This window comes from Arthrobacter sp. NPDC080031 (assembly GCF_040702485.1).
Lineage (GTDB): Bacteria > Actinomycetota > Actinomycetes > Actinomycetales > Micrococcaceae > Arthrobacter.
The window spans coordinates 97,128-122,310 of sequence record NZ_JBFBLA010000007.1 but is presented as its reverse complement, the minus strand read 5'-3'; the positions used below and the strand labels follow the sequence as shown (position 1 = coordinate 122,310).

The window sequence follows — 25,183 nt, the reverse complement described above, 5'->3', positions numbered from 1 at the left end:
GTCTATTTGGCCAGGAGGAGGCGCTGTCCGTTCAGTTCGGCTGCCGGCTTGTCGAAGAGCCCGACGGCGGCCGCCGCCAAGTCTTCAACGTCCGTGTATCCGGGGAATTTCCGCTCCGGATGTTCCCTTCGCATCGCCGCGTCCAGGAGGGACTTCACCACAAAGACCACGGCGGCGCTGTGCTGCTCCACGGGTTCGTCCTTGATTCCGGAGTTTCCGGATTGATCACGACGGAACCCGTCGGCCACCGCCAGGGTCCAGGTCTCGGCGGCGGCTTTGGCCGCCGCGTAGGTGGCGGCGCCCGCGGTAGGTGCGGCGACCGCCGTCGAGCTCACCATCGCGAAACGTCCCGTAGGGGAGGAAGCGAGATCGTTGTAGAAGACCCGGGAGACGTTTCTCAGGGTTGTGATGGCGCTTTGCTCAAGGGCGGACCAGTCTTCGTCCGGCTGGTCTTCGATTCCCTTGGCCCCGCGCCACCCTCCCACCAGGTGGATGACGCCGTCGACCCTTTCTGTGCTTCCGTGGATCTCCGATGCGAGTTCGCGCACGGACTCCAGCCGGGAAAGATCGCACACCAGGGCGGTGACGTCGTTGCCCGCTTCGGCCGCGGCGGCCTTGATGCGTGCTTCGTTCGAGCCGATCGTGAAGACGCGGTGCCCGGCCAGAGCGAGAGCGCGGGCGACAGCGATCCCGGAGGAGTTGCTGCCACCTGTGACGACGACAGTCAGCGGTCCGCCGGTCATGATGCTGCGGTCTGCCCGGTGATACCGGTGGTGGATTCGATGATGGGACGCATTTTCTTCTCCAGTGCTTCGTAGAACATGGACAGGGGGAATTCGTCGTCGAGGACCTGGTCGGTGAGGCCGCGGGGCGGTCCGTCGAGCGGCAGTGCCTCCGGGCCCTTCGCCCAGACCGAAGCCGGGTGGGGAGTGACCGTACCGGAAATGAGCTTATACGCTGCGAGCCAGTGGGCAGCCTTGGGGCGGTCGATCGAGCGCCAGTACAGTTCTTCGATCCGGGCGCCGAGCTCGATGACGACGTCGGCGGCCTCGTCCCAGTCGATGCTGAGTTTGCTGTCGGTCCAGTGCAGGACGTGGTGCTGGTGCATCCATGCGAAGAGGAGCTGGCCACCCAGGCCGTCGTAGTTGCGGACCCGGTTGCCGGTGATCGCGAAGCGGAAGATACGGTCGAAGATGACGGCGTACTGGACGAGCTTCGCGTGGCGGCGGGCGTCGGGGGAAGCGTCCTCGTCCTTCTCGATCCGGACAGATTCGCGGAAGGCTGTCAGGTCGCAGCGGAGCTCCTCGAGCGAATAGAGGAAGAACGGCATCCGTTGCTTGATCATGAACGGATCGAAGGGAAGGTCGCCGCGCATGTGGGTGCGGTCATGGATCAGGTCCCACATGACGAACGTCCGCTGCGTGAGTTCCTGGTCATCCAACAGCTTGGCGGCATCTGCGGGGAGTTCAAGGGATGTCGTTGCGGCAGCTGCCTTGAGGACACGGCGGAAGCGTGCGGCCTCGCGGTCGGCGAAGATGGCGCCCCACGTGAAGGCAGGCGTTTGCCTCACCGCTACGGTCTCGGGAAAGAGCACAGCCGAATTGGTGTCGTACCCGGGGGTGAAGTCCAGGAAACGGATAGGTACGAACAGCTTGTTGGAGTATTCGCCGGCCTCCAAAGCGCCGATGAACTCGGGCCAGATCACCTCGATCAGGACTGCTTCCACAAGACGGCTCGTGCTGCCGTTCTGGGTGTACATGGGGAACACCACGAGGTGCTGGAGCCCGTCTTCGCGGTGTTCCTGCGGCTTGAAGGCCAGCAGAGAGTCGAGGAAGTCCGGGACTCCGAAGCCGGCGTCGGCCCAACGGCCGAAATCCGTGACGAGGAGTTCGAGATAGGCAGCGTCGTGCGGGAAAGCAGGAGCCAGGGTCTTGATGGCCTCCATGATGGTGGCTGTGTAGGCCCGTGCAGCCTCGTGGTGGAGGGAATCCTGGATGGAACCATCCTGGCCCTGGAATGCCTGGAGGGCAGTGGCTGCGGCCTTCAGGGCGATCCAGTCCCGGTTGTCCGGGGTGATGCGCGGACGGGTGCTGGTAACGGTGGTGGTCATCGTTGACGGTGCCTTTCCTCAAGAAATCATTGTTCTGAGGTGAGCGTAGCAAGCGGCCAGAGTCGCTAATTCAAAAGCGGCCTGAGCATAAGAAACTCTTGGTCAAATGGTTCCGGTGGCCCCCGGAAGATCCAGCCCGGGGAGGGCTGGCCATCGGGGACCGCCGGTAGCTTGCCGTTTGCGTCCGGAGCCGGGGCCCGGATATACCGCCCGGGACTACTGCCCGGCCGGGGACTCGACAAGCTTGAGTGAAACGGAGTTGATGCAATACCGCTGGTCAGTAGGTGTGCCGTAGCCCTCACCCTCGAAAACGTGTCCCAAGTGTGAATCGCAATTGGCGCAGCGGACCTCCACCCGTTCCATTCCCAAAGTGCGGTCGTGAAGGTACCGGACGGTGCCTTCCGCGAGCGGTGCCCAGAAGGACGGCCAGCCGCAATGGGAATCGAATTTCTCGTTGCTGGTGAAGAGCTCTGCGCCGCACGCGCGGCACTGGTACACGCCTGCCGTATGGGTGGCCCAGTACTCACCCGTGTACGGACGTTCCGTTCCGGCCTGGCGAAGCACCCTGAACTCCTCCGGGGTGAGTTCTTCACGCCACTCCGCTTCCGTTTTCTCCACGCATTGCCCGCCCTGCGGGACATCCTGGAGGGGAACCCCGGCCAAGGGGTCCGCGGCCTGGAAATACTTCCTGTTATCTGCAGTGCTCATGTTCTCTCAACGTTCACGAGTCGCCGATAAATCCCGAGCCCGCGTAGAGATGCAGCACAGGCAGCCCCAACTGGTCCTGGGCTTTGTTCGCCCAGTCTGTGTGGAAGGTATCGGCAATCGCGTGCGGGCGGGTGACCACGACGGCCTGTGCCGCATTGAGTGCCTTGACCTTGGACACCAAGCCCGCCACGGCACCGCCGTCGACGATTTCACCAGTCACCCCGCCGCCCAGTCCGTCCAAGGCCGCGAGGGATACCGACAAGGCCTCCGCAGCCTGGGCCCGCTCCGATTGTGGATCCGGCGCTTCTGCGAGCAGCTCCCGGAATGCCTTGGCTATCTCAAGCAAGGAGAGGTTCTCGAGGAAGTCCACCAATAAGTGCCGTTCGGTGTTCGCGGGCACCAGCACCACCAGGGGCGAGTCTCCGCCGTCGACCAGTTTGGCAATATTGACGCGGTCGTCCGGGCCGAGAGGCTCTTCGGTAAGGATGACGATTGGTTCACTCATGGCTACAGCGTAGACCTGAGCCGCGCCGGGAGGCATGGTTTAGCGCGGCAATTCTGTTCCCGCAGCGGCGTAGCCTCCCGGGGGAAACGCCATGGAGGGCGCTGTTCGGAACAAGGCCCCGCAACCGGGAGAATGGTCACATGGCATCCATGACCCGAGCTGCGCCAACCGTTGAGAACGGCGCGAAAATGTCCGTCCGCGCCAAATGGACCGTTGCGGGGATCGTTGCGGGAAGCAGCATTGCGGGCTTGCTGGGCGCGGGCTCTTCGGCGCTCGCAGCCTATTTCGCCCGGCGGGTCATCACCCCGTCAGTGCGCGAGGCCGACCAGGAGGTGTTGGCGGTGGTGCGCGGTGACAGCGGGCTTCAGGTCATCCTCGCAGCTACGCCGGACACCACCATCGACGGCGTGTTCAGCCTCTTCTTCGCGGGCGGGACAGGTTTCGCGCGGATCGGACGGATCGTGTCCTATTCGCCCGCGGAGCGGACCGTGCAGCGCGAAGTCGAGGAAGTCTACAGCGGGGACCTGGCAACGGCCCGGCGCGGATGGTGGAGCGGTGTCGTCTATGACTCCCCGGCGGCGCTTGGCCTGGATTCGGAAGATATACGGATCGATGTCGAGGGGGGCCAGGCGCCCGCGTGGCTGATTCCGTCAGCCGCAGGGAAGCCCGCGAAGGTGTGGGCGATCATGGTGCACGGCCGTGGCGCTACCCGCCTCGAAGGCTTGCGCGCGGTGCGAGTGGCGCACGATCTCGGACTCAACAGCCTGCTGGTTTCGTACCGGAACGACGGCCTGGCGCCGTCTGCCCCGGACGGGCGCTACGGCCTGGGCTCCACGGAATGGCACGACGTCGACGCTGCCATTGAGTACGCACTCGCCCACGGCGCCCACGAAGTGGTCCTGTTCGGATGGTCGATGGGCGGGGCGATCTGCCTGCAGACGGCCGATCTGTCGCATCACCGCCTTGTGATCAGGGCCATGGTCCTGGACGCACCGGTGATCAACTGGGTCAACGTCCTGGCACACCACGCCCAGATCAACCGGATCCCCTACGCCGTGGGCCGTTACGGGCAGTTGATGTTGGGGCACCCGTTGGGCCGGCGCCTTACCGGCCTGGCCGCGCCCGTCGACTTGAAGGCAATGGACTGGGATGCCCGCGCCGTTGAACTGCGGACTCCGACGCTGGTGATCCATAGCGTGGATGATGAGTACGTTCCCTACGAACCTTCGGCCAGCCTTGCTGAAAAGAATCCGGACATGGTCACCTTTGAACCCTTCGAAGGCGCGCGCCACACGAAAGAGTGGAACGTGGATCCGCAGAAGTGGGAGCGGCTGGTGCGCTCGTGGCTCGCTCCGCACCTCGCGCCCCGTGGCGGGCCGTCGTCGGCTTGAGGGCGGCCCAGCGGCGGGTTGAGAATACGTGCGCTGCTCCCGGAGTTTCCTAAGGGCTGCCGATGGGCGCAGTCCGGGCACCGGTCAGCCGGATAAGGTCCGTGGGGTCCAGCTCGATGTCCAGGCCACGGCGTCCACCGGAAACGAGCACCGTTCCGAAGGCCAACGCCGATTCGTCGAGCACGGTGGGCGATGGCTGTCGTTGACCCAGCGGGGAAATCCCGCCGAGGACATAGCCGGTGCGTCGCTCGGCCGTTTTGGGATCGGCCATGGTGGCCTTCTTGGAGCCTAGGGCCGCGGCGATCGCCTTGAGGTCAAGGGTGCCACTCACCGGGACGATGCCCACCGCGAGCTTGCCTTCGACGTCCACCATCAAGGTCTTGAAGACCCGGCCGGGATCGATACCCAGGACCTCGGCTGCCTCAAGCCCGTAGCTGGCCGCCGATGGATCATGCGTATAGGGGTGCAGGGTAAAAGGAACGCCGGCCGCAGCCAGTACGGCTGTGGCCGGCGTTCCCTGTGAAGCCTGTTTCTTGGCCATTCCCGGTACTCCGGCTCAGGAGGACAAGCGGTCCGCCGCGGCGACCTTGCGCTTGATCCGCCCCAACATGGCCGTCATGCCACGCATGCGCAGCGGTGTGATCGCCCGGGTGAGGCCCAGCAGTTCCGGCATGTCATCCGGAACAGCCAGGATCTCGGCGGCAGTCAGCCCGTCCAAGCCTTCATGCAAAACGCCCGCAAAGCCGCGCGTGGTGGGCGCCTCCGGCGGTGCCTTGAAAAACAAACGGTAGGCGACGCCGTCGGGCTTCTTTTCCTGCTCGATGGTCAGGAACAGCGGCGACTGGCACTCCACCACTTGCTCAAGGAGTTCAGGGTGGTCCAGCAGCCGCTCCGGCAGGGCCGGGAGCCCGCGCGAGAATTCAAGCAACAGCTGAAGGCGATCGGGCTCGGTCAGCGCCTGGAAGTCATCGACAATTTCCGCCAGTGCGGCGGGCAACGTATAGGTACTCATCACTTCCAGCTTACGCACGTCCGGGCCGGTCTGGTTCCCGTTGCTTCAATATGGCCGGACCAGTGGCAAGGCACAGGGACTCCGGATTACTTTCCAGCGAGTGCGGGGACGGAGCCCCGCTCGGCGCCCTTGACGATCGGGACGCGCACGGCATTGCCCCACTCCGTCCAGGAACCGTCGTAATTGCGGACCGTTTCGAACCCAAGCAGGTATTTCAGTGCGAACCAGGTGTGGCTGGAACGCTCGCCGATGCGGCAGTACGCCACGACGTCGTCGCCTTCCGTGAGGCCGGCTTCTCCAAGGTAGAGGGCCTCGAGTTCGGTCCGGTTACGGTAGGTGCCATCTTCGGCAGCGGCGCGTGCCCACGGGATGGAGGCCGCGGTGGGGATGTGTCCCCCGCGCAGGGCGCCCTCCTCGGGGTAGGCCGGCATGTGGGTGCGCTGGCCGGTGTATTCCTCGGGGGAGCGGACGTCGATCAGCGGCTTGCCGAAGTGAGCCAGCACGTCGTCCTTGAAGGCGCGGATCGGGGCGTCGTTCCGTTCGATCACGGGGTACTCGCCCGGGGCAGGCTGGGGGACGTCAGTGGTGATTTCGCGGCCTTCGGCGATCCACTTGTCGCGACCGCCGTCCAGGAGCCGGACGTCGTCGTGGCCGAAGAGCGTGAAAACCCAGAGGGCGTAAGCGGCCCACCAGTTGGACTTGTCGCCGTAGATCACCACGGTGGTGTCCCGCGAGATGCCCTTGGCTGCTGCGAGGGCTGCGAACGCTTCACCGTCGACGTAATCCCTGGTGACTTCATCGTTCAGGTCCGTGTGCCAGTCGATCTTGACAGCGCCCGGAATGTGGCCGGTCTCGTATAGGAGGACGTCTTCGTCGGATTCGACAACAACCAGCTTGCCGTCGCCAAGCGCGCCGCCCTCGAGTGCCGCGGCAAGCCACTCGGTGGACACGAGGCGTTCGGGGTGGGCGTACGCGGCGAACTTCTCGTTCTGTTCAACGGGGTAGGACATTGGTATGGCCTTTCACTGACACTTTCACTGACACCGGGCGGCGCCGGGCGATGGTGCCCGGCATTGATCCCACATTATCGAGGGCCGGGGTCTAAAGCTCCTCCCCGTTCATATGGTGAAATATGGCCTTCATCACGTGTCCGTCCGGGGCGTGGCATTGCCGGTATTCTTGCTGGGGACTTACGACACGAAGAACGGACCGCATTGGTACAGATCGAACAGCTCGTCGCGCGCACGCCGGCGGTTTCAGCGGATGAGATTCTGAAGGGTTTCTACCCTTCGCCACGGTTCGGAGAGGTGTCCTTCAAAAGCTACCGGCCGGATCCGAACCAGCCCAGCCAGGCCGCAGCGGTAAAGGCCCTGGAAGCTTTTGGGGCGACGGTGGGAGCCGGTGACGGAGACGGCCTGTTCAAACGCCTTTTCGGCAAGAAGGTCAACAGCCGGGCGGGCATCTACCTCGACGGCGGATTCGGCGTCGGAAAGACCCACCTGCTGGCTTCCCTGTGGCACTCGGCTCCGGGGCCGAAAGCCTTCGGGACGTTCGTGGAGTACACCAACCTGGTGGGCGCCCTGTCCTTCCGGAAGATTGTGGAGGCTTTGAGCAGCTACAAGCTTGTCTGCATTGACGAATTTGAGCTCGACGACCCGGGGGACACGGTGCTGATGTCCCGCCTCATGCGTGAATTGTCCGACGCCGGTGTGAAGCTCGCTGCCACGTCCAACACCCTGCCTGGTTCACTCGGGGACGGCCGATTTGCCGCCGTCGACTTCCAGCGGGAGATCCAGGTCCTTGCGGACCAGTTCGATGTTGTCAGGATCGACGGGGAAGACTTCAGGCACCGCGGCTTGCCTGCGGCGCCGGCACCGTTGAGGAACGAAGACCTCAAGCGGCAGATGCATGCCGAGTTCGATGGCCAGACTGTGGCCATGGACGAATTCCGCGGCCTGATCGACCACCTTGCCGGTGTGCATCCCAGCCGCTACCGCAAGCTGATCGCAGGAATCGATGCCGTTGTCTGGCGCAACGTCGAAACCATTACGGAGCAGGCCGTCGCCCTTCGCTTCGTGGTGCTGGCCGACCGCCTGTACGACAAGGACGTCCCGATCCTTGCCAGCGGCGTGCCCTTCGACAAGCTCTTCACCGAGGAAATGATGACCGGCGGGTACATGAAGAAATACTTCCGCGCCGTGTCCCGCCTGACCGCCCTGGCGCGTGAAGGCCAAAACCACGAGCCTTCGTAGAGATTGGGGCAGGCCCTTTCGTGTCGACTCCGTCGCCACGAAGGGACCCGACTGCCCCACTCTAGGCAGGCCCTTTCGTGTCGACTCCGTCGCCACGTAGGGACCCGACTGCCCCACTCTAGGCAGGCCCTTTCGTGTCGACTCCGTCGCCACGTAGGGACCCGACTGCCCCACTCTACTTTTGGGGTTCCTGGGACTCGCGCGTCCTAAGGACCCATCGCACCAGGATTCCGGCGGCAAGTGCCCAGAACGCGGCGCCGATCCCAGCGAAGCTGAGGCCCGAGGCTGCGACCAGGAACGTCACGGAGGCGCCGATGCGTTCTTCGGCAATGGCCAGCGCCGAGGCGATCGCGGAGGCCAGGGTGCCCAGCAGCGCCAAGCCCGCGACCGCTTCCAGGAGCCCCGGCGGCGCCGCCGCCACGACGGTCACGAGCGCGGCGGAGAAGGCTGCCAGCACGAGGTAGGCCACGCCCGACGTGAAGGCTGCGATCCAGCGCCGGCCACGGTCCCCGCCTGCTTCTTCCCCTGCCGCCAGAGCGGCGCTCAAAGCAGCCAGGTTGATAGCGTGCCCGCCGAAGGGCGCCCCCAGGGCAGTTCCTGCACCGGTCACCAGCATCGACTGGCGCCACGGGACCGTGTAGCCGAAGGACTTCAGCACTGCCACCCCCGGAATGTTCTGTGAAGCCATGGTGACTATGAACAAAGGCAAGGCGATGCCGGCCACCGTGCTGAGCGTGAAGGCGGGAGTGGTCCAATGCAACTCAGGCAGCAGCCGGTCCGTAGGGACGCTCACGCCGTTGACCACGATGTAGATTCCAATGACTGCGAGAGCCACCAACAGCGCGGCAGGGACCGACCAGCGGGGCGCCAGCTTCATCATGACCAGCCAGCAGAGGATCACGGGGGCCACCAACAAGGGTGCGGTGCCCAAGGCCTTGAACGGGGCAAGGCAAAGCAATAGAAGCACCCCGGCCAGCATCGCCTGGGCGAGGGCCGTCGGAATCTTCGCCATCAGCTTTCCCAGGGCCGGAATGAGCCCCGTCAGGGCGATCAGCACACCAGCGATAAGGAAGGCGCCGACGGCGGCCGGCCACCCGCCGTCGGGCACTCCAGCTCCCGCGAGCAGCGCGGCACCGGGTGTCGACCACGCAAGCGTGACAGGCACTCGCGACCGCCAGGAAAGCCAGAGCACGCCGAGCCCGAAGGTGAGGGTGAGGGCAAGGAGCCCGCTGGCCGCCTGTTCCTGCGTGGCTCCGACCGCCCGGAGGCCTGCGAGCACCACCGCGAAGGAGGAGGTGAAACCGACCAGCGCGGTCACAATTCCAGCCACGAGCGGACGGGAGAGCTGCCGGGAAGCGGAGGCTGGAAGTGGCTGTCCGGTGTGGAGGGATGACGCTGGCACAGTCCATCACGTTACCCGAACCGTGGCGCGTCTGCCGAGGCCGCAACGGTTAAACGCCAAGGGCACCGGCGGCGCCTCGCGGCGGGACCGGTGCCCCGTTGACGTAACTGTATTCGGGAGCTCTGGCCGGATGAACCGGCTACGGAGCCTCATTGGCGGAGGGAGCTGTCCAGGCCGTAGCCCTTACAGCAAACCGTCGAGGTTGCCCACGAACTCGGAAGCGGCTCTCTGAACCGCATCTAGTCGTCGATAAAATCGGCGGCCTATTCGATGCCATCCTTGATGGCTTCTTCCTTGCCACCAACGAGGTCCTGAACTTTGCCCTTCAGATCGTCAAATAATCCCACGGGCACCTCCTTTCCATCCCGGAGCCAGTTCGCTCCTCCGTTTTCGATCCTAACCCGAGACCTAGGAGGTGCCAAGGGAAAATTTGACTGGGAAGTCAAACGGATTCCTCGAACAGGTCACAACTGCTTCTCGGGAGAAAGCTGCTGGTGGCGGGGACTGTCCGGATTCATCAAGGAATGCTTGCGGCCGTAGCCGAAGTAGATGACCAGTCCGATGACAAGCCACACCACAAAACGCAGCCAGGTTTCCCAATGGAGCTGGAGCATGAGGAAGCCGGAGGCAAGCATGCCGAAGGCCGGAACCACAGGCATGAACGGCAGCCTGAAGGTGCGGGGCGCATTGGGCTTCTTGTAGCGGAAGATGATGACCGACAAGCACACCACGACGAACGCGGCGAGGATGCCGATATTGGTGAGGTCGGCGACAGCCTTGATGGGGAACACGCCGGCGAGCAGGGCCGAGGCGACGCCCGCGATCCAGGTGACGCGCTGCGGAGTTCCGTGCTTGTCAGTCCCGGCAAACCAGCCCGGAAGCAAGCCATCGCGGCTCATCGAGAACCAGACGCGGGTGACGCCCAGGAGGAAGGTCAGCATCACGGTCAGGATGGACAGGACCGCGAACACGGAGATGATGGTGGCAATGACGGGCAAGCCAACGCCGGTGAAGGCGGAGGCGAAGCCGGCGGTGGGGTTGATGTCCTTGTAGTTCTGCATACCGGTGAGCACCAGGGTTGCCGCAACGTAGAGGAGCATCGCGATGACAAGCGAGAGAACGATTGCCTTCGGCATGTGCTTCTTGCCATCAGTCGCTTCCTCCGCGGCTGTACTCATGGCGTCATAGCCGAACACTGCGAAGAAGACCGTTGCGGACCCGGCCAGTACCGGACCGAAGCCGCTGGGCATGAACGGGTTGTAGTTGTTGGTGTTGATGTAGAAGATGCCCAGGCCAATGATGAACAGGATGAGCACCACTTTGATGGCCACCGCAACCAGTTCGAAACGGCCGAACGCCTTGGTTCCGCGGCTTAGGATCCAGGTGACCAACAAGCAGACCAGGATGGCCGGAAGGTTGATGACCCCGCCCTTACCTTCGTCCACGGTTGAGGTCATCCAGGCGGGCATGTGGATGCCGATCCCCGACAGGAAGGCATCGAAGTACCCGGAAATGCCGATTGCGACGACGGCGACGATCGCGATGTACTCGAGCAGCAGGTCCCAGCCGATGAACCAGCCGATGACCTCGCCCAGGGCAACGTAGCCATAGGTGTAGGCCGATCCGGCGCGGGGGATCATGCCGGCGAATTCTGCGTAGGAGAGCGCCGCGGCCGCTGATGCAAGGCCCGCGACCAGGAACGAGATCAGCACAGCGGGGCCGACTCCGGGGGTGTCTTTGCTTCCGTGGGCCACGAGGCCGGCCAGGGAGAAGATCCCGACGCCGATGATGCCGCCGACGCCGATGGCGGTCAGCTGCCAGAGGCCCAGGCTTTTGAAGAGCCCGCTGTGCTTGCTTTCCTCCTCGATGTCGTCAATGGGTTTCTTCCTCATGATCGAACGGACGAGTGTTTCTTGATTCACCGTGTTACTCCTGCCTGTAGGCGTGGACGAATTAGGGCTGAAGAAAAGTATGCGACCTGAATCACATTGGATAAAGTGATTTTTGCTGAGTTGTATTGATCAGTCCGGCTGATCTTTCCATGACCATATCCAGGTCGACGGAGTTCGGGGCGGGCATCCCTGGGCACAAAAAAAGCAGCTCCGGCGGAGCTGCTGGGGAAATGACACTGCGTTTGGCCAGTGGCCGTGGCCTGTTTTCGGGGAAATGGAGCGGACGACGAGATTCGAACTCGCGACATCCACCTTGGCAAGGTGGTGCTCTACCAGCTGAGCTACGTCCGCACATGATGGAATCCGGCGGGGCCGGATGTTCATCAACAAGCAAGTTGCCTTGCCTTGGTGGGCGATACTGGGATCGAACCAGTGACCTCTTCCGTGTCAGGGAAGCGCGCTACCGCTGCGCCAATCGCCCGGATCGGCATAAGCCGGCCGGCCCGTTGCCGGGACCTTAAAATACGAGAGCGGACGACGAGATTCGAACTCGCGACATCCACCTTGGCAAGGTGGTGCTCTACCAGCTGAGCTACGTCCGCACATGATGATCGTCAGGCCGGGGCCGGATGTTCATCAACAAGCAAGTTTCCTTGCCTTGGTGGGCGATACTGGGATCGAACCAGTGACCTCTTCCGTGTCAGGGAAGCGCGCTACCGCTGCGCCAATCGCCCAAATGCAATCCGGCCTGGACCGGAAACCAAGGTTTTCACCGAGGTGGGTACGGGATTCGAACCCGTGTATACGGCTTTGCAGGCCGCTGCCTCGCCTCTCGGCCAACCCACCGTGTAAGCACGATTCCTGGGGTTCCAAGAAGTCAATGCCGTGACAGTGTCCTGCGAGCGGACGACGAGATTCGAACTCGCGACATCCACCTTGGCAAGGTGGTGCTCTACCAGCTGAGCTACGTCCGCATTGTCCTCTGCAGCAGCCTGCCCGCAGGGGGCATTCCGTCGCTTTCCGACGAGTAAAAACTCTATAGGAGGTTCGGGGAAACTCCAAATCGATCGGCCGGAATCGTAAGCAATGGGTGCTTGTTCCCTGAATTGGCGCGGATTTTCCGAGTTACACGGGTGTGATTCGTGGGTCTTTTTTCGAGTGTTGCCTGCTAGGCCGGCCCGGCGCTTTCCGGATTTTTGAATTCCGGCCGGGGTCGGCTAGTCTTCTTGTGCACGGGCGATTGGCGCAGTGGTAGCGCGCTTCGTTCACACCGAAGAGGTCACTGGTTCGAACCCAGTATCGCCCACCAAGAAGAGGTCCTGTGCGAAACATTGTTCATGTTTCGCACAGGACCTCTTGTCATTGCCCGCGGGTCGCTGGATCGTCGCCCATCGAGGACCGATCATGTGCGGGGCGCTGCCCTGACCACCCGGTTTCTTCCGAGCGACTTGGCCTCGTAGAGGGCCGCATCGGCGGCCGCAATCATCGCCGTGAGGTCGACTGCGCCGAACTGGGTTGAGGTGACTCCGTAGCTCACCGTAGGAATGTGGACGTCGTCGAGGCTTTTGCTGGCGGCCAAAGAGCGATTGATCTCGGCCGCGATGCTCTCGGCCCGCTCCTGGGCCGCTCCCGGCAAGAGCAAGATGAATTCTTCGCCCCCATACCGTCCGACGAGGTCGGTGGATCGTACGGACTCGGAGCACGCAGCCGCGAATGCTTGTAGGGCGGCGTCACCGGCCGCATGACCGAACTCGTCATTGATCGCTTTGAAGTGGTCCAGGTCGGCCAGGATCAAGGACGCGACAGAGCCTGTGGTGTGCAGGCGCTCAAGTTCCTTGGTGGCCAGATCCATGAAAGTGCCACGATTGAGGAGCCCGGTCAGGTTGTCGCGGGCAGCGCGTTCGCTGAGCCGGTTGATCAGCTGATCGTTGCTGAGGGCGGTCATGCTGAAAGAGACCGCAACAAGGAGTACCAGCGTGACCAGGCTGGCCATTGATGGGCCGAAATACATGCGGAAATTCGGTCCGCTTGGACCGTCTACGAGGTACACGGCCAGGCGGCAGAAATAGTAGGCGGCCAGGAATCCCGCGGCCAAGGCCATCGACTTGTGCACGTGGGAGTAGCTGGAGTCCAACAGCCACAGGTCGCGGGACGCCAACGCGATGCCCAGGGTCATGAATCCCAGATAGACCAGGCCCCCGGACCAGGTGTTGTAACCGGGGTTCTCCAATAGAGAAGAGAGTGCTGTGATTCCACACGCCGTAGCAAACTGCCATTTTGGCGGCGGCAACATCCGGAGAGAGCGGGCTCCGGTCCAGACACTTAGTGCCCCGCCCACCAAAAGGACGTTTCCCGAAGGATTCGCCCAGACTTGGTGCGGTGTCCCGTTGAGAAGGAAGGCCAGGTTTCCAGCAAGGAAGAACAAGAGGGCGATGCACCACCACCCGTTGTAGGAGGACCGCGTGCGCCTGAAGGATGCATAAAAAAGAAGGAGCAGCGTCAGGGCGACCACGCCAAGGGCCACTCGCAGTGTTGTTATATCGAGGACCACTTTTCGCTCCCGTATCCGCGGACGTGACCAATTATGGCACCGGGAGTCAAGGAAACTTGTGCGCCATGCGTGAAGGCCCTGGTTGCGGGGCGGAGCGGCGCTTGCTTTTGTATTTCAGATCACTCACCCGGATTTGATGCTTTGGCGATTACCTCCGGGCTCAGGGCGAGATCGGCATTGAGGATTTCGAAACCAAGGATGTGTCCGTCTTTGTCCAAATCAACCACAATCTGGCCGTCCCCGCCCGGAAGGTCAATGGGGCCAACCTGGCGTACCGATGAGCCATCTTTGATCGCTCCGAGCAATGAAACATAGGCCGCCCGCGCTTCAGGGTCGTAAGAAATCCGCATATTCAAATCATCCCCGTGAACCTGTGTTCCTTCGTCGGCAACCTCCTAGGCTCCGGATCTTCTTGTCAGCGGTGTGTGAAAGAGTTTTCCTATGACAGATCCACTGCTTGCCCACGCCACCGAATACGGCCGGATGTATGCCCGGTCCACGGCCGAGACCTTCTCGGTCCCTTCCATCACCACAGTGATCGGCCAGCAGGCCCACTCCCTGGACGGCTGGTTCGGCTACATGGGTGCCAGCAGCCTGGCGAAGGATCCCGAACTCCCGCAACATCTATCCAGCCCCGCCAAGATGAGGCAGGCCGTCAACAAGGCAGCCAAGGCTGCGGAGGTGTACCGGGACGACGCTGCACGCCGCGGCGACCGCGTGCACAACTACTGCGAGCAAGTGGCCCTGCGCGCCCTCGGACGGGCGCACCGCGTGAAGGAAACGCGCGAAGAGCTCGCTTCACATGGCGAGGAAGCCTTCGCGGCTCGCTTCGATGAATGGTGGGAGCTGTACCGGGTGGAGCCCGTTGCGCCCGAGATCACAGTGTGGAACGCCAGCGTTGGCTATGCCGGAACCCTTGACCTCGTCGCCAAGATCAACGGCAGGATCTGCCTGATCGACTACAAGACCAAAGGCACCACCCGCGATGGAACGGTGAAACCCCTCGACGACAAGGTGGTGATGCAGCTGGTGGCGGGAATGAAGGCCGAGGAAAGCCTGGTGGATCCAGTGGCAGGGGAGTGGGAGCCGTGGAAGTACGGGGAAAACCCTGTCCTGCTTGCGGTGGCTATCGGCGAGACCGAAGTGCGCCCCCAACTGGCCAACCCGGACGTTCTCAAGCACCACTGGTGGAAATTCTGCGCCTTGAAGCGGGTGTGGGAGATGTCCGCGGACGTGGCCGCAGCCGGAACAGCGCTGCTCCCTGTAGCTCCGCCGTCGTACCCTGCCGCAGCGGCGCCCGCAGGCTCAACTAAACTGGCCTAGGCCCCTTTCGCGGGGACCGAAACTTCGCCGATCGTGAGGAAAGACAGCACATGGCCATTTTGAGTATCCGTATCATCGGCGACCCCGTGCTCCGCACGGTTGCTGATCCAGTCACGGAATTCGGGCCTGAGCTCGCCAAACTCGTCGCGGACATGACCGAGACCATGGAAGACGTGGACGGTGCAGGGCTCGCCGCGCCCCAGGTCGGCGTCAGCCAGCGGGTCTTCACCTACCGGATCGGCGGTGTGGAAGGGCACATCATCAACCCCGTGCTGGAAAACAGCGATGACTTCCAGCCTGACGAGGTGGAAGGCTGCCTCTCCATTCCCGGACTCGCGTTCCCGGTGCGCCGCCGCAAGACCACCCGCGCCACCGGCGTGGACCTGAACGGCAACCCCGTGTCCGTTGAAGCGGAAGGCATGCTCGCCCGCTGCTTCCAGCACGAAACTGACCACCTGGACGGGATCCTGTTCACCGACCGCCTGGAGGGTGAGGACCGGAAAACCGCCCTCCGGGCCATCCGCGCGGCGAACTACCACGCCGTGACAGAACGGACCACCGCCAAGCGGGCCAACACTGTCGGCTCCAGCTTCGGCAGCTTCGGGGCTGCCGAATGAGGGTGCTTTTCGCCGGCACCCCGGCTGTAGCCGTCCCTTCCCTGGACGCGCTCATCGAGGCGGGTTTCGAGATCGTGGCGGTGCTGACGAGGCCGGATGCCCCGACCGGCCGCAAACGGATCCTGACGCCCTCGCCCGTGGCAGCACGTGCCGCCGCACTGGGCATCGACATCATCCACGCCTCGAAAGTGGACGCCGGGACCACCGAGCGGATCGCTTCCTATGAGCCGGACGTCGCAGCGATTGTCGCCTACGGCGGCCTCGTCCCCAAAGCCGCACTCGGAATCCCGCGCCACGGCTGGATCAACCTCCACTTCTCCCTCCTTCCGGCCTGGCGCGGCGCCGCACCGGTCCAACGTTCAGTCATCGCCGGCGACGACATCACCGGCGCGGCCACCTTCCTCCTGGAAGAAGGACTCGACACGGGACCGGTCTTCGGGACTTTGACGGAAACGGTACGTCCCGAGGACACGGCCGGCGACTTGCTGGAGCGGCTTTCGCGCAGCGGCGCGATCCTGCTCGCCCAGACACTATCCGCCGTCGAGTCCGGCAAGGCGGCCCCCTTGCCCCAGCAAGGCGATGTCACGCTCGCGCCCAAACTGACCCTCGACGATGGCCGGCTCGACTGGACGCAACCGGCCCTCGCCATCAACCGCAGGTCCCGCGGCGTCACGCCCGAACCGGGAGCATGGACCATGCTCGACGGGCAGCGCGTCAAGCTGGAACCCGTCCGTCTGCGCCCGGACATCCGGGACCTCGCACCCGGCCAGGTCCGGGTTGACGGCAAGAACGTCCTGGTCGGGACCGGATCCCATGCAGTGCAGCTCGGGCGGATCCAGCCTGCGGGCAGGAAGATGATGCCGTCGGCCGATTGGGCCCGTGGTTTGGCAACACCAGAAAGCGTGGAATTCGAATGAATGAGTCCGGCCGGCGCGGCCCCGACAACAGTGGCCCCAACAACGGTGGGAAAAGAGACGGCGGGGGCCACGGCAACCGCGGTCCCCGCGGCGAAAGCAACCGCAACGCCCAAGGCCGCGAACGCAACAGGGGCCCGCAACGCGGTTTCTCCGCCAACGCACCGTCCCAGCGGACCCGGCGCGCGGATCCGGCCCGATTGGTGGCGTTCGAAGTCCTGCGCGCAGTCGCATCGGAAGACGCGTACGCAAACCTGGTGCTGCCCTCACGGATCCGCCACCACCACCTCGACAAGCGCGACGCCGGATTCGCCACCGAGCTAAGCTACGGGGCCCTGCGCGGCCAGGGGATGTACGACGCCGTCCTGGCCGAGTGTGTCGACCGGCCGCTCGCCCAACTCGATCCGGCAGTCCTTGATGCCTTGCGACTTGGTGCCCACCAATTGCTCGCGATGCGTGTTCCTGCCCACGCCGCCCTGGACCAGACTGTCGGGCTGGCCCGCGCGGTCATCGGAGCCGGCCCGTCGTCGCTCATCAACGCGGTGCTCCGGAAAGTCACCGCCAGGACGCTGCCGGAGTGGCTCGACCACTTGCTGGAAAACGAGACCGACGAGACCCGTATCGCCTCCGTACGCCATGCGCACCCGGAATGGATTGTCAGGGCGCTGCGGCAGTCGCTCGTCATGCACGGCCGCTCAGCGAGCGAAATCACCGAACTGCTTGAAGCCGACAACGCTGCCCCGGTCGTGAACCTGGTGGCGCTTCCAGGCATCGGCAACCTCGATGAAGCCCTGGAGAACGGGGCCACTCCCGGCGAGCTTGTCATTGATTCGGCGCTGTCCAGCGGCGGCGATCTCGGTCGCCTGTCCTCCATCCGCGAAGGCACCACGCGCGTCCAGGACGTCGGATCCCAGTTGGTGGCCCGCGCCGTCGCGGCCGTGGACCTCGGACAGGCCGCCAAGGACGGCGAGAAGTGGCTGGACCTTTGCGCGGGTCCCGGTGGCAAGGCCGCGTTGCTGGCTGCCCTCGCCCACCAGGAAGGCGCGAGCCTCTTGGCCAATGAACCCGCAGAACACCGGGCGAAGCTGGTCAGCCAGGCGCTCTCGGCAGTTCCGGCGGACGCCTGGACCGTTCGGATAGGCGATGGACGCGACGTCGGCAAGGAACAACCGGAAACTTTCGACCGGGTGCTGGTCGACGTCCCCTGCAGCGGCCTTGGCGCGCTGCGCCGCCGCCCCGAATCGCGCTGGCGCCGGACGCCCAAGGACCTTGCCGATCTCGGTCCGTTGCAGCGTGAATTGCTCAACTCGGCCATCGACGCTGTCAAACCGGGCGGAGTCGTGGCGTACGTGACGTGCTCCCCGCACCCGGCCGAAACCACCGCCGTCGTCAGCGATGTCCTGCGCAAGCGGGACGATTTGGAGCAGATCGACGCCGGCGCGGCCCTGGACTCGGTCAGCCTGACCGGCAAGCTCGGCGCGGGGCACGAGTTGACCGCCCAATTGTGGCCGCATGTGCATCAGACTGATGCGATGTTCCTGGCGCTTATCCGGAAGAATCCGTAACCTTCAGCGCCTTTCCCCGGCTTAAAGTCCCGCGTGCCTAAGCTGGAGAATTGCCACCACCACACCGTCACCAATACTGAGGGAACTGCCTTGACTGAGTGCTGTATCAACCCGAGCATCCTGTCCGCGGACTTCGTGAACCTGGAAGCCGAGCTGAAGAGAATCAGCAACGCCGACGCCGTCCACGTCGATGTGATGGACAACCACTTTGTTCCGAACCTGACGCTCGGCCTGCCCGTCGTGGAGCGGATCCAGGCCGTCAGTCCGGTCCCGCTGGACGCCCACCTGATGATCGCCGACGCCGACCGATGGGCCCCCGCCTACGCCGACGCCGGCGTGGCTTCCGTGACCTTCCATGCGGAAGCGGCGATGGCCCCCATCAAGCTCGCCCGCGAGCTCCGTGCCCGCGGTGCGAAGGCGGGCATGGCCCTTCGTCCGGCCACGCCGGTGGAACCCTACCTGGACATGCTCAGTGAACTGGACATGCTCCTCATCATGACCGTGGAACCGGGCTTCGGCGGGCAGTCCTTCCTGGACGTGACGCTGCCGAAGATCCGGCGGGCGCGTGCGGCGATCGACGGCTCCGGTATCGGCGTCGCAATCCAGGTTGACGGCGGCGTCACGGAAGAGACCATTGTCCGGGCAGCCGAAGCCGGCGCGAATGTATTCGTTGCCGGCTCCGCGGTCTACGGCCATGAGGACCCCGCTGCCGCTATTGAGCGGCTCCGCGCCGCCGGCCTCGCGGCAATGTGACCGGCCTCGCGGCAATGTGACAACAATGACGCAATCGGCTGCATATTCCTCCGGGAATACATCGGCCATGCCTCCAGTTGTGTCAGAATAGCAACACACATACGTGCTCCGGGGTCGGTGTAATTCCGAACCGGCGGTTATAGTCCGCGACCCGCGAGCCATCGCGTTTCCTTCACGGGAATCTCGACGGCGGACGGTTGAACTGGTGGAATTCCAGTACCGACAGTTAAAGTCTGGATGGGAGAAGCACGTACAGTCATGCCTCGGCGTTTTGTGCGCCCGGCATCGCGCTGTCGTACACCCCCGGAGCCATCGCGGCATTCGAGGGAAGGAACGGCATGGACTTTCTGCGATGGCTCTTCGAAGCACAGATTCCCGTAGGCGGATCTGTCCTTGTTCTTCGCGAAGTGCTAGGCAATATTTTCGGGCTCGCCAGCGCCTTGGGCGGCATGCGCCGCAAAGTCTGGGCATGGCCCATCGGGATCGCAGGCAACCTGCTCCTGCTGACGGTCTTTCTTGGCAACGTCTTCGGTGCCGCCTCGCCGGCAACCCTGTGGGGCCAGGCCGGACGGCAGATCATGTTCATCAGCGTCGCAGCCTACGGCTGGTACCGCTGGCGCCAGGGCCGCCAACCAGGCACCCACGGGCACGCCATTGTGCCCGGATGGGCGAGCCCCAAAGTGCGGATGGCAATGGCGGCAGCCATGATTGCGGGAACAGCCGGCCTGACTCCCGTCTTCGACGCCATGGGTTCCTACCCTCCCGTGTGGGCAGACGCCTGGACCTTCATGGGTTCACTTCTGGCGACCTATGGGATGGCGCGCGGCTGGACGGAATTCTGGCTGATCTGGGTCGCCGTGGACATTGTGGGAGTTCCGCTGCTCTTCAGCGCAGGCTATTTTGCCAGCGCTTTCATGTACCTCTTTTACGGGTTCTTCACGCTTGCCGGATTCTTTGTCTGGTGGCGCGCGGACCGACGTGAAAGCCGGCCGCTCAAGCCAACGGGCGAGCCAACGCCCGAGCCGGAAACTGCAGGAGCCCTCTCATGAGCGAGGCCTTGAAGCTTGATTTCCCTGAGACTGAGAACGCGGCCATGGAAACAGCACTGCACGTGGCCCTCCGGGGACTCCGTGGCGCCAATCCCTTGGTGGGAGCGGTTGTGCTCGGGCCCAAGGGAGAACAACTCGTCACGGGCTACCACCGCGGGGCCGGTACGCCCCACGCCGAAGCCGATGCGATCGCCAAAGCGCAGGCAAAAGGCCTGGACCTCGCCGGGACAACGATGGTGGTCACCTTGGAGCCTTGCAACCACATAGGGCGTACGGGACCTTGTGCGCGGGCCATCATTGACGCCGGGATATCCAGGGTGGTCTACGCCGTGGACGATCCCCACGATCCCGCCGCCGGAGGTGCCGGCACGCTGCGCGCTGCCGGAGTGGACGTGCAGTCCGGGCTGGCAGCCGCCGAGGCCTGGAAGCTGAACCGCGAGTGGTTCAATGCGGTGGAAGCGAGGCGCCCGTTCGTCACGCTTCACATTGCCCAGACCCTGGACAGCAGGATCGCGGCCACCGACGGGACCAGCCAATGGATCTCCAGCCCGGAATCGCTGGCCGACAACCACGGACTGCGCCGCTTGATCGACGCCATTCTGGTGGGCACCGAAACCGTCCTGGTTGACAACCCGCGGCTGACAGCGCGGGAAGCGGACGGCGCGGAATCGCCAAGCCAGCCGCTTCGGGCCGTCATGGGGCTGCGGGAGGTCCCTGCGGATGCCGCGGTGCGGGGGACTGACGGTAAGTTCATCCAGCTGCCAACCCGCGATCCTTCAGAAGCTTTGGAGTTGCTGTTCGCCGAAGGCATCCGGCACGTCATGGTGGAAGGCGGCTCCCGCATCCTGAGCGCCTTCCTTGCCGCGGGTCTTGTGGATGAATTGATCGTCTATCTCGCGCCCACCCTGCTGGGCTCGGGTACACCTGCCCTGACGGATCTGGGCATCTCCACCCTGGCAGACGCCCAGCACTGGAACTGGGACGACGCCGGTGGCGGCGCGGTCCATGCACTGGGCCGCGACCTGCGGCTGCATTTGAGGTCCGGACCATCGGACGGAAACAAACCGGCGTGGACGAAGTCCCACCCCGAACACCACGAACCATTTCCGGGCAAGGACGCCTCGGACACCACCACAGGAGGACACTGATGTTTACCGGAATCGTTGCTGAACAAGGCACGGTCCTGTCCGTCGAGCACGACGGCGAGGCCAGCGCCACGCTGCGCCTCATGGCCCCCAGCACCACTGAAGGTCTTGGCCTGGGCGGCTCGATCGCCGTCAACGGCGTTTGCCTCACAGCCACGGAGATCGACGGCCGGGAGTTCAGCGTTGACGTCATGGGTGAAACCCTCGTCCGGACCACTATCGGCGAACTGACTACGGGCGACACTGTGAACCTCGAGCGTTGTGTCCAGGCCGGCGGCCGCTTGGACGGCCACGTCGTACAGGGCCACGTCGACGGCGTCGGGCAGCTTCTGGAGCGCGAGTCGCTGGGCAACTGGGACCGCCTCCGTTTCGCCGTGCCGGCCCCGTTGGCACGGTACATCGCCGAAAAGGGCTCGATCGCCGTCGACGGCGTTTCACTCACCGTCACCGCCGTCAGCCCGGCCGAAGAAGAGAACCCCTGGTTTGAAGTGGGACTCATTCCCACCACGCTGGACGAAACCGGGCTCGGGGCCAAGGCCACAGGCGGCCGCGTCAACCTTGAGGTGGACGTTCTCGCGAAATACACCGAGCGCCTGCTGTCCTTCCGCTCCCCGGCAACTACCGGCGGGGCTGCCCAGTGAGCGCCGCACACAACGGCAGTACCACCGTGGTACGCCTGGGGCTGGACCCCGTCGAGAAGGCTATTCAGGCCATGGCAGCCGGCCGTCCCGTCATTGTCGTGGACAATGAAGACCGCGAAAACGAAGGCGACATCATCTTCGCCGCCGAACACGCGACTCCTGCCCTCATGGGCTGGACCATCCGCTACAGCTCGGGAGTCATTTGCGTTCCCCTCGAGGGTTCGCGGGCTGATGCCCTGGCGCTCCCGCCGATGGTCCTGGTCAACGAAGACGCCAAGGGCACCGCCTACACGGTGTCCTGCGATGCTGCCTTCGGCGTAAGCACCGGTATTTCCGCAACGGATAGGGCCCTGACCGCACGGATTCTGGCTGATCCACGCAGCACGCCGTCATCGATCACCCGGCCCGGGCATATTTTTCCGCTCCGGGCCGTTAATGGGGGAGTGCGTGAACGTCCGGGACACACGGAGGCGGCAGTCGATCTCTGCCGGCTTGCAGGGCTCGCCCCGGTGGGAGTGATCGCCGAGTTGGTACATGACGATGGTGAAATGATGCGCCTGGACAGCCTCCGCGAGTTCGCTGCCGAGCACGGATGTCCCCTGATTTCGATCGAGGACCTCGTAGCTTATGTTGTAGCGTCGGAGGCTGAGCACCAGGTTGCAATACCGGCAGGAAACGAGGAGCAGCGATGACCACAGCGACAACGCACGACGGCGGCACGCACGCGCGCGCACCGCATCCCGTGAGCGGCGGCCCGATTGTCCAGCTACCCACCGCCTTCGGTGAGTTCGTGGCACAAGCGTGGACCGACCTTGCGACGGGTGCGGAGCACCTCGCGGTGAGTTCCCCGAAAACGCCGCGCGAAGGCAAGGCCCCGCTGGTGCGCCTCCATTCGGAGTGCCTCACGGGCGACGTTTTCGGCTCGTACCGCTGTGACTGCGGCGAACAGCTGGCCTATGCCCTCGAGCTGATCCGCGAAGAGGGCGGCACCCTGCTCTACCTGCGTGGACAAGAAGGCCGCGGCATCGGCCTGGCAAACAAAATCAAGGCCTACGCACTCCAAGAGGCCGGATTCGACACAGTCGAGGCCAACGAGCAGCTCGGGCTGCCGGTGGACGCCCGCTGCTACAAAGCGGCTGCCCAGATCCTTGCCGAAATGGGCCTTCACGAAATCCGCCTCCTGAGCAACAACCCGGACAAGCAGAACCGGCTTGCCGCAGCTGGAGTGAAGGTGGTCGAGATGGTGCCCACCGAGGTCCCGTCCCGTGAAGAAAACCTTCGGTACCTTCAGACCAAGAAGGACCGCATGGACCACCGCCTGACCCTCGGTGACACAGAACCGGCCGGTACCCATGCAGCTACCGGCACTTTCGACCTCGACCAAGACTGAACTGCACTACCAAGACTGAACGGACTACCACACACCCATGAGCGGACACGGCGCCCCCACCATCGACCTCACCACCCTCAACCCGGAGGAAACCCACCAGCTGAAACTCGCCATCGTGGCTGCCAGCTGGCACACCCAGATCATGGACGGGCTCCTCGACGGAGCGCTGCGCGCCGCAAAGGAAGCCGGCATTGCCGAGCCCACCGTGCTGCGCGTCCCGGGGTCCTTTGAGCTTCCCGTCGCGGCGGCACGGCTCGCACCGCATTTCGACGCCGTCGTTGCCCTCGGCGTCGTCATCCGCGGAGGTACGCCGCACTTTGACTACGTGTGCCAGGCGGCTACGTCGGGACTCACTGAAGTCAGCGTTCGCACCGGTGTGCCGGTGGGCTTCGGCGTGCTTACGTGCGACACCGAGCAGCAGGGCCTGGACCGCGCGGGACTTGAAGGCTCGTCCGAGGACAAAGGACACGAAGCCGTCACCGCCGCGCTCGCCACGGCACTGACCCTCAAGCAGTACGGCTAGCAATCGACGGAAGGGATGTGGGCGTGCCGGCGCACTTTGTGCGTTCGCTCACATCCCTGCCGTCATGCAATGACCCGACAGGCGGTCACCGGTCCCGAGCAAGTAGGCTGTAGGGCGTGAAGAATTTCGAGACGCTGTTCGCAGAACTGAGCGAAAAGGCAGCGACCCGTCCGGCAGGCTCCCGTACCGTCGCCGAATTGGACTCCGGAATCCACGGCATCGGCAAGAAGGTCGTGGAGGAAGCCGCCGAAGTCTGGATGGCTGCAGAGTATGAATCCGATGAAGCCGCGGCCGAGGAAATCTCCCAGTTGCTCTACCACCTGCAGGTCCTGATGCTCGCCAAGGGTCTGGGCCTGGAAGACGTTTACAAGCATCTCTAGCCACGTCAGCTCCCCGCGGACCCGAAAGGTCCGGCTGGAGCCCAGCGTGGCCCCCGCGCCCACTGCGCCCTCTCTGAGACAGCCCCTCTGAGAACAGTCCCCATGAGAACAGTGCAGTGAGCACAATGCCTGAAACATCCCCTTCCACTCCCCAAGAAAGTCCCCCCATGCTGCGAGTAGCCGTCCCCAACAAGGGATCCTTGTCCGAAGCCGCCTCCGCGATGCTGTCCGAGGCGGGATACCGCCAGCGCCGCGATACCCGCGAACTGGTCATGGTCGATCCCGACAACGACATTGAATTCTTCTTCCTCCGCCCCCGCGACATCGCCGTGTATGTCGGCCAAGGAACCCTCGACGTCGGCATCACCGGCCGCGACCTCCTACTGGACGCTCAGGTCGAAGCAGAAGAGCTGCTTCCGCTTGGCTTCGCCGCGTCCACATTCCGTTTCGCCGGCCCCGTCGGTGACTTCTCCAGCGTCGAGCAGCTTGAAGGCAAGCGCCTCGCGACGAGCTACGACGGCCTCCTGCGCGATTACCTCGCCGAGCGGGGCGTCAAAGCCAAGGTCGTCCGCCTCGACGGCGCCGTTGAGTCTTCCGTGCGCCTCGGCGTCGCTGACGCGATCGCCGACGTCGTCGAAACCGGAAATACGCTCAAAGCTGCCGGAATGGAAATCTTCGGCGAGCCCATCCTCAAATCCGAAGCCGTCCTGATCCGCCGCACCGGCGAGGGTGGTGCCGCAAACGGCACCGCGAAGGAGATCGAGGTCCTGATCAGGCGCCTGCAGGGCGTGCTCGTCGCCCGTCAGTACGTCCTCATGGACTACGACATCCGCAAGGATCTTGTAGAAGAAGCCGCCACCCTCACCCCGGGTCTGGAATCGCCCACCGTGTCGCCGCTGCGCGACTCGGATTGGGTCGCTGTCCGCTCCATGGTTCCCAAAAAGGAAACCAACCGGATCATGGATGAACTGTACGACCTCGGCGCCCGCGCCATCCTGGTCAGCAGCATCCACGCCTGCCGCATCTGACGCCATCCACGAGAGACAATTCCAGGAGTAGC

The 25,183-nt window shown here is 64.1% G+C and carries 26 protein-coding genes, 7 tRNA genes, 1 pseudogene and 1 riboswitch; of the genes and pseudogenes, 16 read left to right on the top strand and 18 right to left on the bottom strand.

What is annotated here, in order from left to right; all coding sequences use genetic code 11:
- Positions 1–2: 2 nt before the first annotated feature.
- From AB0323_RS07965 to AB0323_RS07950, 4 genes are all read right to left on the bottom strand, one after another.
- Positions 3–743 (bottom strand): SDR family oxidoreductase, encoded by a 741-nt coding sequence (locus AB0323_RS07965; protein ID WP_366176831.1) that lies wholly within the window; start codon positions 741–743, stop codon positions 3–5.
- Positions 740–2,110, bottom strand: coding sequence for a DUF6421 family protein (locus AB0323_RS07960; protein WP_366176830.1), 1,371 nt, complete (start codon positions 2,108–2,110; stop codon positions 740–742). Before AB0323_RS07960 ends, AB0323_RS07965 begins: the two co-directional genes overlap by 4 nt.
- 216 nt (positions 2,111–2,326) lie before the next feature.
- Entirely contained in the window at positions 2,327–2,818 is a 492-nt protein-coding gene (gene msrB / locus AB0323_RS07955) for a peptide-methionine (R)-S-oxide reductase MsrB (RefSeq protein ID WP_366176829.1), read from the bottom strand.
- Positions 2,819–2,831: 13 nt separating this feature from the next.
- Positions 2,832–3,323 (bottom strand): hypothetical protein, encoded by a 492-nt coding sequence (locus tag AB0323_RS07950; protein WP_366176828.1) that lies wholly within the window; start codon positions 3,321–3,323, stop codon positions 2,832–2,834.
- A 140-nt stretch (positions 3,324–3,463) separates the two neighbouring features.
- On the opposite strand from AB0323_RS07950, the gene AB0323_RS07945 reads away from it, so the two are divergent.
- Complete coding sequence (locus AB0323_RS07945; RefSeq protein ID WP_366176827.1) at positions 3,464–4,714, top strand: alpha/beta fold hydrolase; 1,251 nt, start codon at positions 3,464–3,466, stop codon at positions 4,712–4,714.
- Between the two features lie 49 nt (positions 4,715–4,763).
- Here AB0323_RS07945 and ybaK read toward each other — a convergent pair whose 3' ends face one another.
- The 3 genes from ybaK to AB0323_RS07930 all read right to left on the bottom strand — a co-directional run bounded on the left by ybaK (position 4,764) and on the right by AB0323_RS07930 (position 6,736).
- Entirely contained in the window at positions 4,764–5,255 is a 492-nt protein-coding gene (gene ybaK, locus AB0323_RS07940) for a Cys-tRNA(Pro) deacylase (RefSeq protein ID WP_366176826.1), read from the bottom strand.
- Between the two features lie 15 nt (positions 5,256–5,270).
- A complete protein-coding gene (locus AB0323_RS07935) occupies positions 5,271–5,726 on the bottom strand; it encodes a SufE family protein (protein WP_364537035.1) in 456 nt (151 codons plus the stop codon).
- Between the two features lie 86 nt (positions 5,727–5,812).
- The gene (locus AB0323_RS07930) at positions 5,813–6,736 is read right to left on the bottom strand and encodes a sulfurtransferase (RefSeq protein ID WP_366176825.1); all 924 of its coding nucleotides are present in this window, start codon (positions 6,734–6,736) and stop codon (positions 5,813–5,815) included.
- A 204-nt stretch (positions 6,737–6,940) separates the two neighbouring features.
- On the opposite strand from AB0323_RS07930, the gene zapE reads away from it, so the two are divergent.
- Entirely contained in the window at positions 6,941–7,978 is a 1,038-nt protein-coding gene (gene zapE / locus AB0323_RS07925) for a cell division protein ZapE (RefSeq protein WP_366176824.1), read from the top strand.
- A 175-nt stretch (positions 7,979–8,153) separates the two neighbouring features.
- On the opposite strand, the gene AB0323_RS07920 is transcribed toward zapE, so the two are convergent.
- The 9 genes and pseudogenes from AB0323_RS07920 to AB0323_RS07880 all read right to left on the bottom strand — a co-directional run bounded on the left by AB0323_RS07920 (position 8,154) and on the right by AB0323_RS07880 (position 12,246).
- Positions 8,154–9,308: a benzoate/H(+) symporter BenE family transporter gene (locus tag AB0323_RS07920; protein WP_366176878.1), complete on the bottom strand. Its 1,155-nt coding sequence runs from the start codon at positions 9,306–9,308 to the stop codon at positions 8,154–8,156.
- A 338-nt stretch (positions 9,309–9,646) separates the two neighbouring features.
- Positions 9,647–9,775 (bottom strand): annotated as a pseudogene (locus AB0323_RS07915) (antitoxin); the annotation flags it as partial.
- A gap of 69 nt (positions 9,776–9,844) precedes the next feature.
- Positions 9,845–11,272: an amino acid permease gene (locus AB0323_RS07910; protein WP_366176823.1), complete on the bottom strand. Its 1,428-nt coding sequence runs from the start codon at positions 11,270–11,272 to the stop codon at positions 9,845–9,847.
- A gap of 275 nt (positions 11,273–11,547) precedes the next feature.
- Positions 11,548–11,623, bottom strand: a tRNA-Gly gene (locus tag AB0323_RS07905).
- A gap of 55 nt (positions 11,624–11,678) precedes the next feature.
- Positions 11,679–11,753, bottom strand: a tRNA-Val gene (locus tag AB0323_RS07900).
- Between the two features lie 48 nt (positions 11,754–11,801).
- Positions 11,802–11,874, bottom strand: a tRNA-Gly gene (locus AB0323_RS07895).
- A gap of 57 nt (positions 11,875–11,931) precedes the next feature.
- Positions 11,932–12,006: transfer RNA gene (locus tag AB0323_RS07890), tRNA-Val, on the bottom strand.
- 41 nt (positions 12,007–12,047) lie between these two features.
- Positions 12,048–12,118 (bottom strand) — tRNA-Cys (locus AB0323_RS07885).
- Positions 12,119–12,173: 55 nt separating this feature from the next.
- Positions 12,174–12,246, bottom strand: a tRNA-Gly gene (locus AB0323_RS07880).
- Between the two features lie 260 nt (positions 12,247–12,506).
- On the opposite strand from AB0323_RS07880, the gene AB0323_RS07875 reads away from it, so the two are divergent.
- Positions 12,507–12,581 (top strand) — tRNA-Val (locus tag AB0323_RS07875).
- A gap of 93 nt (positions 12,582–12,674) precedes the next feature.
- On the opposite strand, the gene AB0323_RS07870 is transcribed toward AB0323_RS07875, so the two are convergent.
- The gene (locus AB0323_RS07870) at positions 12,675–13,823 is read right to left on the bottom strand and encodes a GGDEF domain-containing protein (RefSeq protein WP_366176822.1); all 1,149 of its coding nucleotides are present in this window, start codon (positions 13,821–13,823) and stop codon (positions 12,675–12,677) included.
- 119 nt (positions 13,824–13,942) lie between these two features.
- Positions 13,943–14,173, bottom strand: coding sequence for a DUF2283 domain-containing protein (locus AB0323_RS07865; RefSeq protein ID WP_366176821.1), 231 nt, complete (start codon positions 14,171–14,173; stop codon positions 13,943–13,945).
- 91 nt (positions 14,174–14,264) lie between these two features.
- Here AB0323_RS07865 and AB0323_RS07860 point away from each other — a divergent pair, with 91 nt between their 5' ends.
- The 13 genes from AB0323_RS07860 to hisG all read left to right on the top strand — a co-directional run bounded on the left by AB0323_RS07860 (position 14,265) and on the right by hisG (position 25,151).
- A complete protein-coding gene (locus AB0323_RS07860) occupies positions 14,265–15,146 on the top strand; it encodes a cytochrome (protein WP_366176820.1) in 882 nt (293 codons plus the stop codon).
- Positions 15,147–15,196: 50 nt separating this feature from the next.
- On the top strand, positions 15,197–15,763 hold the full coding sequence (gene def / locus AB0323_RS07855; RefSeq protein WP_366176819.1) for a peptide deformylase: 567 nt from the start codon (positions 15,197–15,199) through the stop codon (positions 15,761–15,763).
- A complete protein-coding gene (fmt, locus tag AB0323_RS07850; RefSeq protein ID WP_366176818.1) occupies positions 15,760–16,680 on the top strand; it encodes a methionyl-tRNA formyltransferase in 921 nt (306 codons plus the stop codon). Before def ends, fmt begins: the two co-directional genes overlap by 4 nt.
- Entirely contained in the window at positions 16,677–18,242 is a 1,566-nt protein-coding gene (locus AB0323_RS07845) for a transcription antitermination factor NusB (RefSeq protein WP_366176817.1), read from the top strand. Before fmt ends, AB0323_RS07845 begins: the two co-directional genes overlap by 4 nt.
- Positions 18,243–18,332: 90 nt before the next feature.
- The gene (rpe, locus tag AB0323_RS07840; protein ID WP_364537441.1) at positions 18,333–18,995 is read left to right on the top strand and encodes a ribulose-phosphate 3-epimerase; all 663 of its coding nucleotides are present in this window, start codon (positions 18,333–18,335) and stop codon (positions 18,993–18,995) included.
- 99 nt (positions 18,996–19,094) lie between these two features.
- A riboswitch (FMN riboswitch) is annotated at positions 19,095–19,249 on the top strand.
- An 84-nt stretch (positions 19,250–19,333) separates the two neighbouring features.
- A complete protein-coding gene (pnuC, locus tag AB0323_RS07835; RefSeq protein ID WP_366176816.1) occupies positions 19,334–20,044 on the top strand; it encodes a nicotinamide riboside transporter PnuC in 711 nt (236 codons plus the stop codon).
- Entirely contained in the window at positions 20,041–21,192 is a 1,152-nt protein-coding gene (ribD, locus tag AB0323_RS07830; protein WP_366176815.1) for a bifunctional diaminohydroxyphosphoribosylaminopyrimidine deaminase/5-amino-6-(5-phosphoribosylamino)uracil reductase RibD, read from the top strand. Before pnuC ends, ribD begins: the two co-directional genes overlap by 4 nt.
- Positions 21,192–21,830: a riboflavin synthase gene (locus tag AB0323_RS07825; RefSeq protein ID WP_366176814.1), complete on the top strand. Its 639-nt coding sequence runs from the start codon at positions 21,192–21,194 to the stop codon at positions 21,828–21,830. Before ribD ends, AB0323_RS07825 begins: the two co-directional genes overlap by 1 nt.
- A gap of 71 nt (positions 21,831–21,901) precedes the next feature.
- Positions 21,902–22,522: a 3,4-dihydroxy-2-butanone-4-phosphate synthase gene (gene ribB / locus AB0323_RS07820; RefSeq protein WP_366176877.1), complete on the top strand. Its 621-nt coding sequence runs from the start codon at positions 21,902–21,904 to the stop codon at positions 22,520–22,522.
- Positions 22,519–23,220, top strand: a complete 702-nt coding sequence (gene ribA / locus AB0323_RS07815; protein WP_366176813.1) for a GTP cyclohydrolase II — start codon at positions 22,519–22,521, stop codon at positions 23,218–23,220. The genes ribB and ribA overlap by 4 nt, the downstream gene beginning before the upstream one ends.
- A gap of 37 nt (positions 23,221–23,257) precedes the next feature.
- Complete coding sequence (gene ribH / locus AB0323_RS07810; protein ID WP_366176812.1) at positions 23,258–23,743, top strand: 6,7-dimethyl-8-ribityllumazine synthase; 486 nt, start codon at positions 23,258–23,260, stop codon at positions 23,741–23,743.
- Positions 23,744–23,859: 116 nt separating this feature from the next.
- On the top strand, positions 23,860–24,123 hold the full coding sequence (locus AB0323_RS07805; RefSeq protein WP_078105460.1) for a phosphoribosyl-ATP diphosphatase: 264 nt from the start codon (positions 23,860–23,862) through the stop codon (positions 24,121–24,123).
- 167 nt (positions 24,124–24,290) lie between these two features.
- Positions 24,291–25,151, top strand: coding sequence for an ATP phosphoribosyltransferase (gene hisG, locus AB0323_RS07800; protein ID WP_284981501.1), 861 nt, complete (start codon positions 24,291–24,293; stop codon positions 25,149–25,151).
- Positions 25,152–25,183 lie beyond the last annotated feature (32 nt).

What these genes read in the sequence shown, in the direction of transcription:
- AB0323_RS07965 (WP_366176831.1), bottom strand. Translation starts at nt 743, where the DNA reads ATGACCGGCGGACCGCTGACTGTCGTCGTCACAGGTGGCAGCAACTCC.
- AB0323_RS07960 (WP_366176830.1), bottom strand. Translation starts at nt 2,110, where the DNA reads ATGACCACCACCGTTACCAGCACCCGTCCGCGCATCACCCCGGACAAC.
- msrB (WP_366176829.1), bottom strand. Translation starts at nt 2,818, where the DNA reads ATGAGCACTGCAGATAACAGGAAGTATTTCCAGGCCGCGGACCCCTTG.
- AB0323_RS07950 (WP_366176828.1), bottom strand. Translation starts at nt 3,323, where the DNA reads ATGAGTGAACCAATCGTCATCCTTACCGAAGAGCCTCTCGGCCCGGAC.
- AB0323_RS07945 (WP_366176827.1), top strand. Translation starts at nt 3,464, where the DNA reads ATGGCATCCATGACCCGAGCTGCGCCAACCGTTGAGAACGGCGCGAAA.
- ybaK (WP_366176826.1), bottom strand. Translation starts at nt 5,255, where the DNA reads ATGGCCAAGAAACAGGCTTCACAGGGAACGCCGGCCACAGCCGTACTG.
- AB0323_RS07935 (WP_364537035.1), bottom strand. Translation starts at nt 5,726, where the DNA reads ATGAGTACCTATACGTTGCCCGCCGCACTGGCGGAAATTGTCGATGAC.
- AB0323_RS07930 (WP_366176825.1), bottom strand. Translation starts at nt 6,736, where the DNA reads ATGTCCTACCCCGTTGAACAGAACGAGAAGTTCGCCGCGTACGCCCAC.
- AB0323_RS07910 (WP_366176823.1), bottom strand. Translation starts at nt 11,272, where the DNA reads ATGAGGAAGAAACCCATTGACGACATCGAGGAGGAAAGCAAGCACAGC.
- AB0323_RS07865 (WP_366176821.1), bottom strand. Translation starts at nt 14,173, where the DNA reads ATGCGGATTTCTTACGACCCTGAAGCGCGGGCGGCCTATGTTTCATTG.
- AB0323_RS07860 (WP_366176820.1), top strand. Translation starts at nt 14,265, where the DNA reads ATGACAGATCCACTGCTTGCCCACGCCACCGAATACGGCCGGATGTAT.
- def (WP_366176819.1), top strand. Translation starts at nt 15,197, where the DNA reads ATGGCCATTTTGAGTATCCGTATCATCGGCGACCCCGTGCTCCGCACG.
- fmt (WP_366176818.1), top strand. Translation starts at nt 15,760, where the DNA reads ATGAGGGTGCTTTTCGCCGGCACCCCGGCTGTAGCCGTCCCTTCCCTG.
- AB0323_RS07845 (WP_366176817.1), top strand. Translation starts at nt 16,677, where the DNA reads ATGAATGAGTCCGGCCGGCGCGGCCCCGACAACAGTGGCCCCAACAAC.
- pnuC (WP_366176816.1), top strand. Translation starts at nt 19,334, where the DNA reads ATGGACTTTCTGCGATGGCTCTTCGAAGCACAGATTCCCGTAGGCGGA.
- ribD (WP_366176815.1), top strand. Translation starts at nt 20,041, where the DNA reads ATGAGCGAGGCCTTGAAGCTTGATTTCCCTGAGACTGAGAACGCGGCC.
- AB0323_RS07825 (WP_366176814.1), top strand. Translation starts at nt 21,192, where the DNA reads ATGTTTACCGGAATCGTTGCTGAACAAGGCACGGTCCTGTCCGTCGAG.
- ribB (WP_366176877.1), top strand. Translation starts at nt 21,902, where the DNA reads ATGGCAGCCGGCCGTCCCGTCATTGTCGTGGACAATGAAGACCGCGAA.
- ribA (WP_366176813.1), top strand. Translation starts at nt 22,519, where the DNA reads ATGACCACAGCGACAACGCACGACGGCGGCACGCACGCGCGCGCACCG.
- ribH (WP_366176812.1), top strand. Translation starts at nt 23,258, where the DNA reads ATGAGCGGACACGGCGCCCCCACCATCGACCTCACCACCCTCAACCCG.
- hisG (WP_284981501.1), top strand. Translation starts at nt 24,291, where the DNA reads ATGCTGCGAGTAGCCGTCCCCAACAAGGGATCCTTGTCCGAAGCCGCC.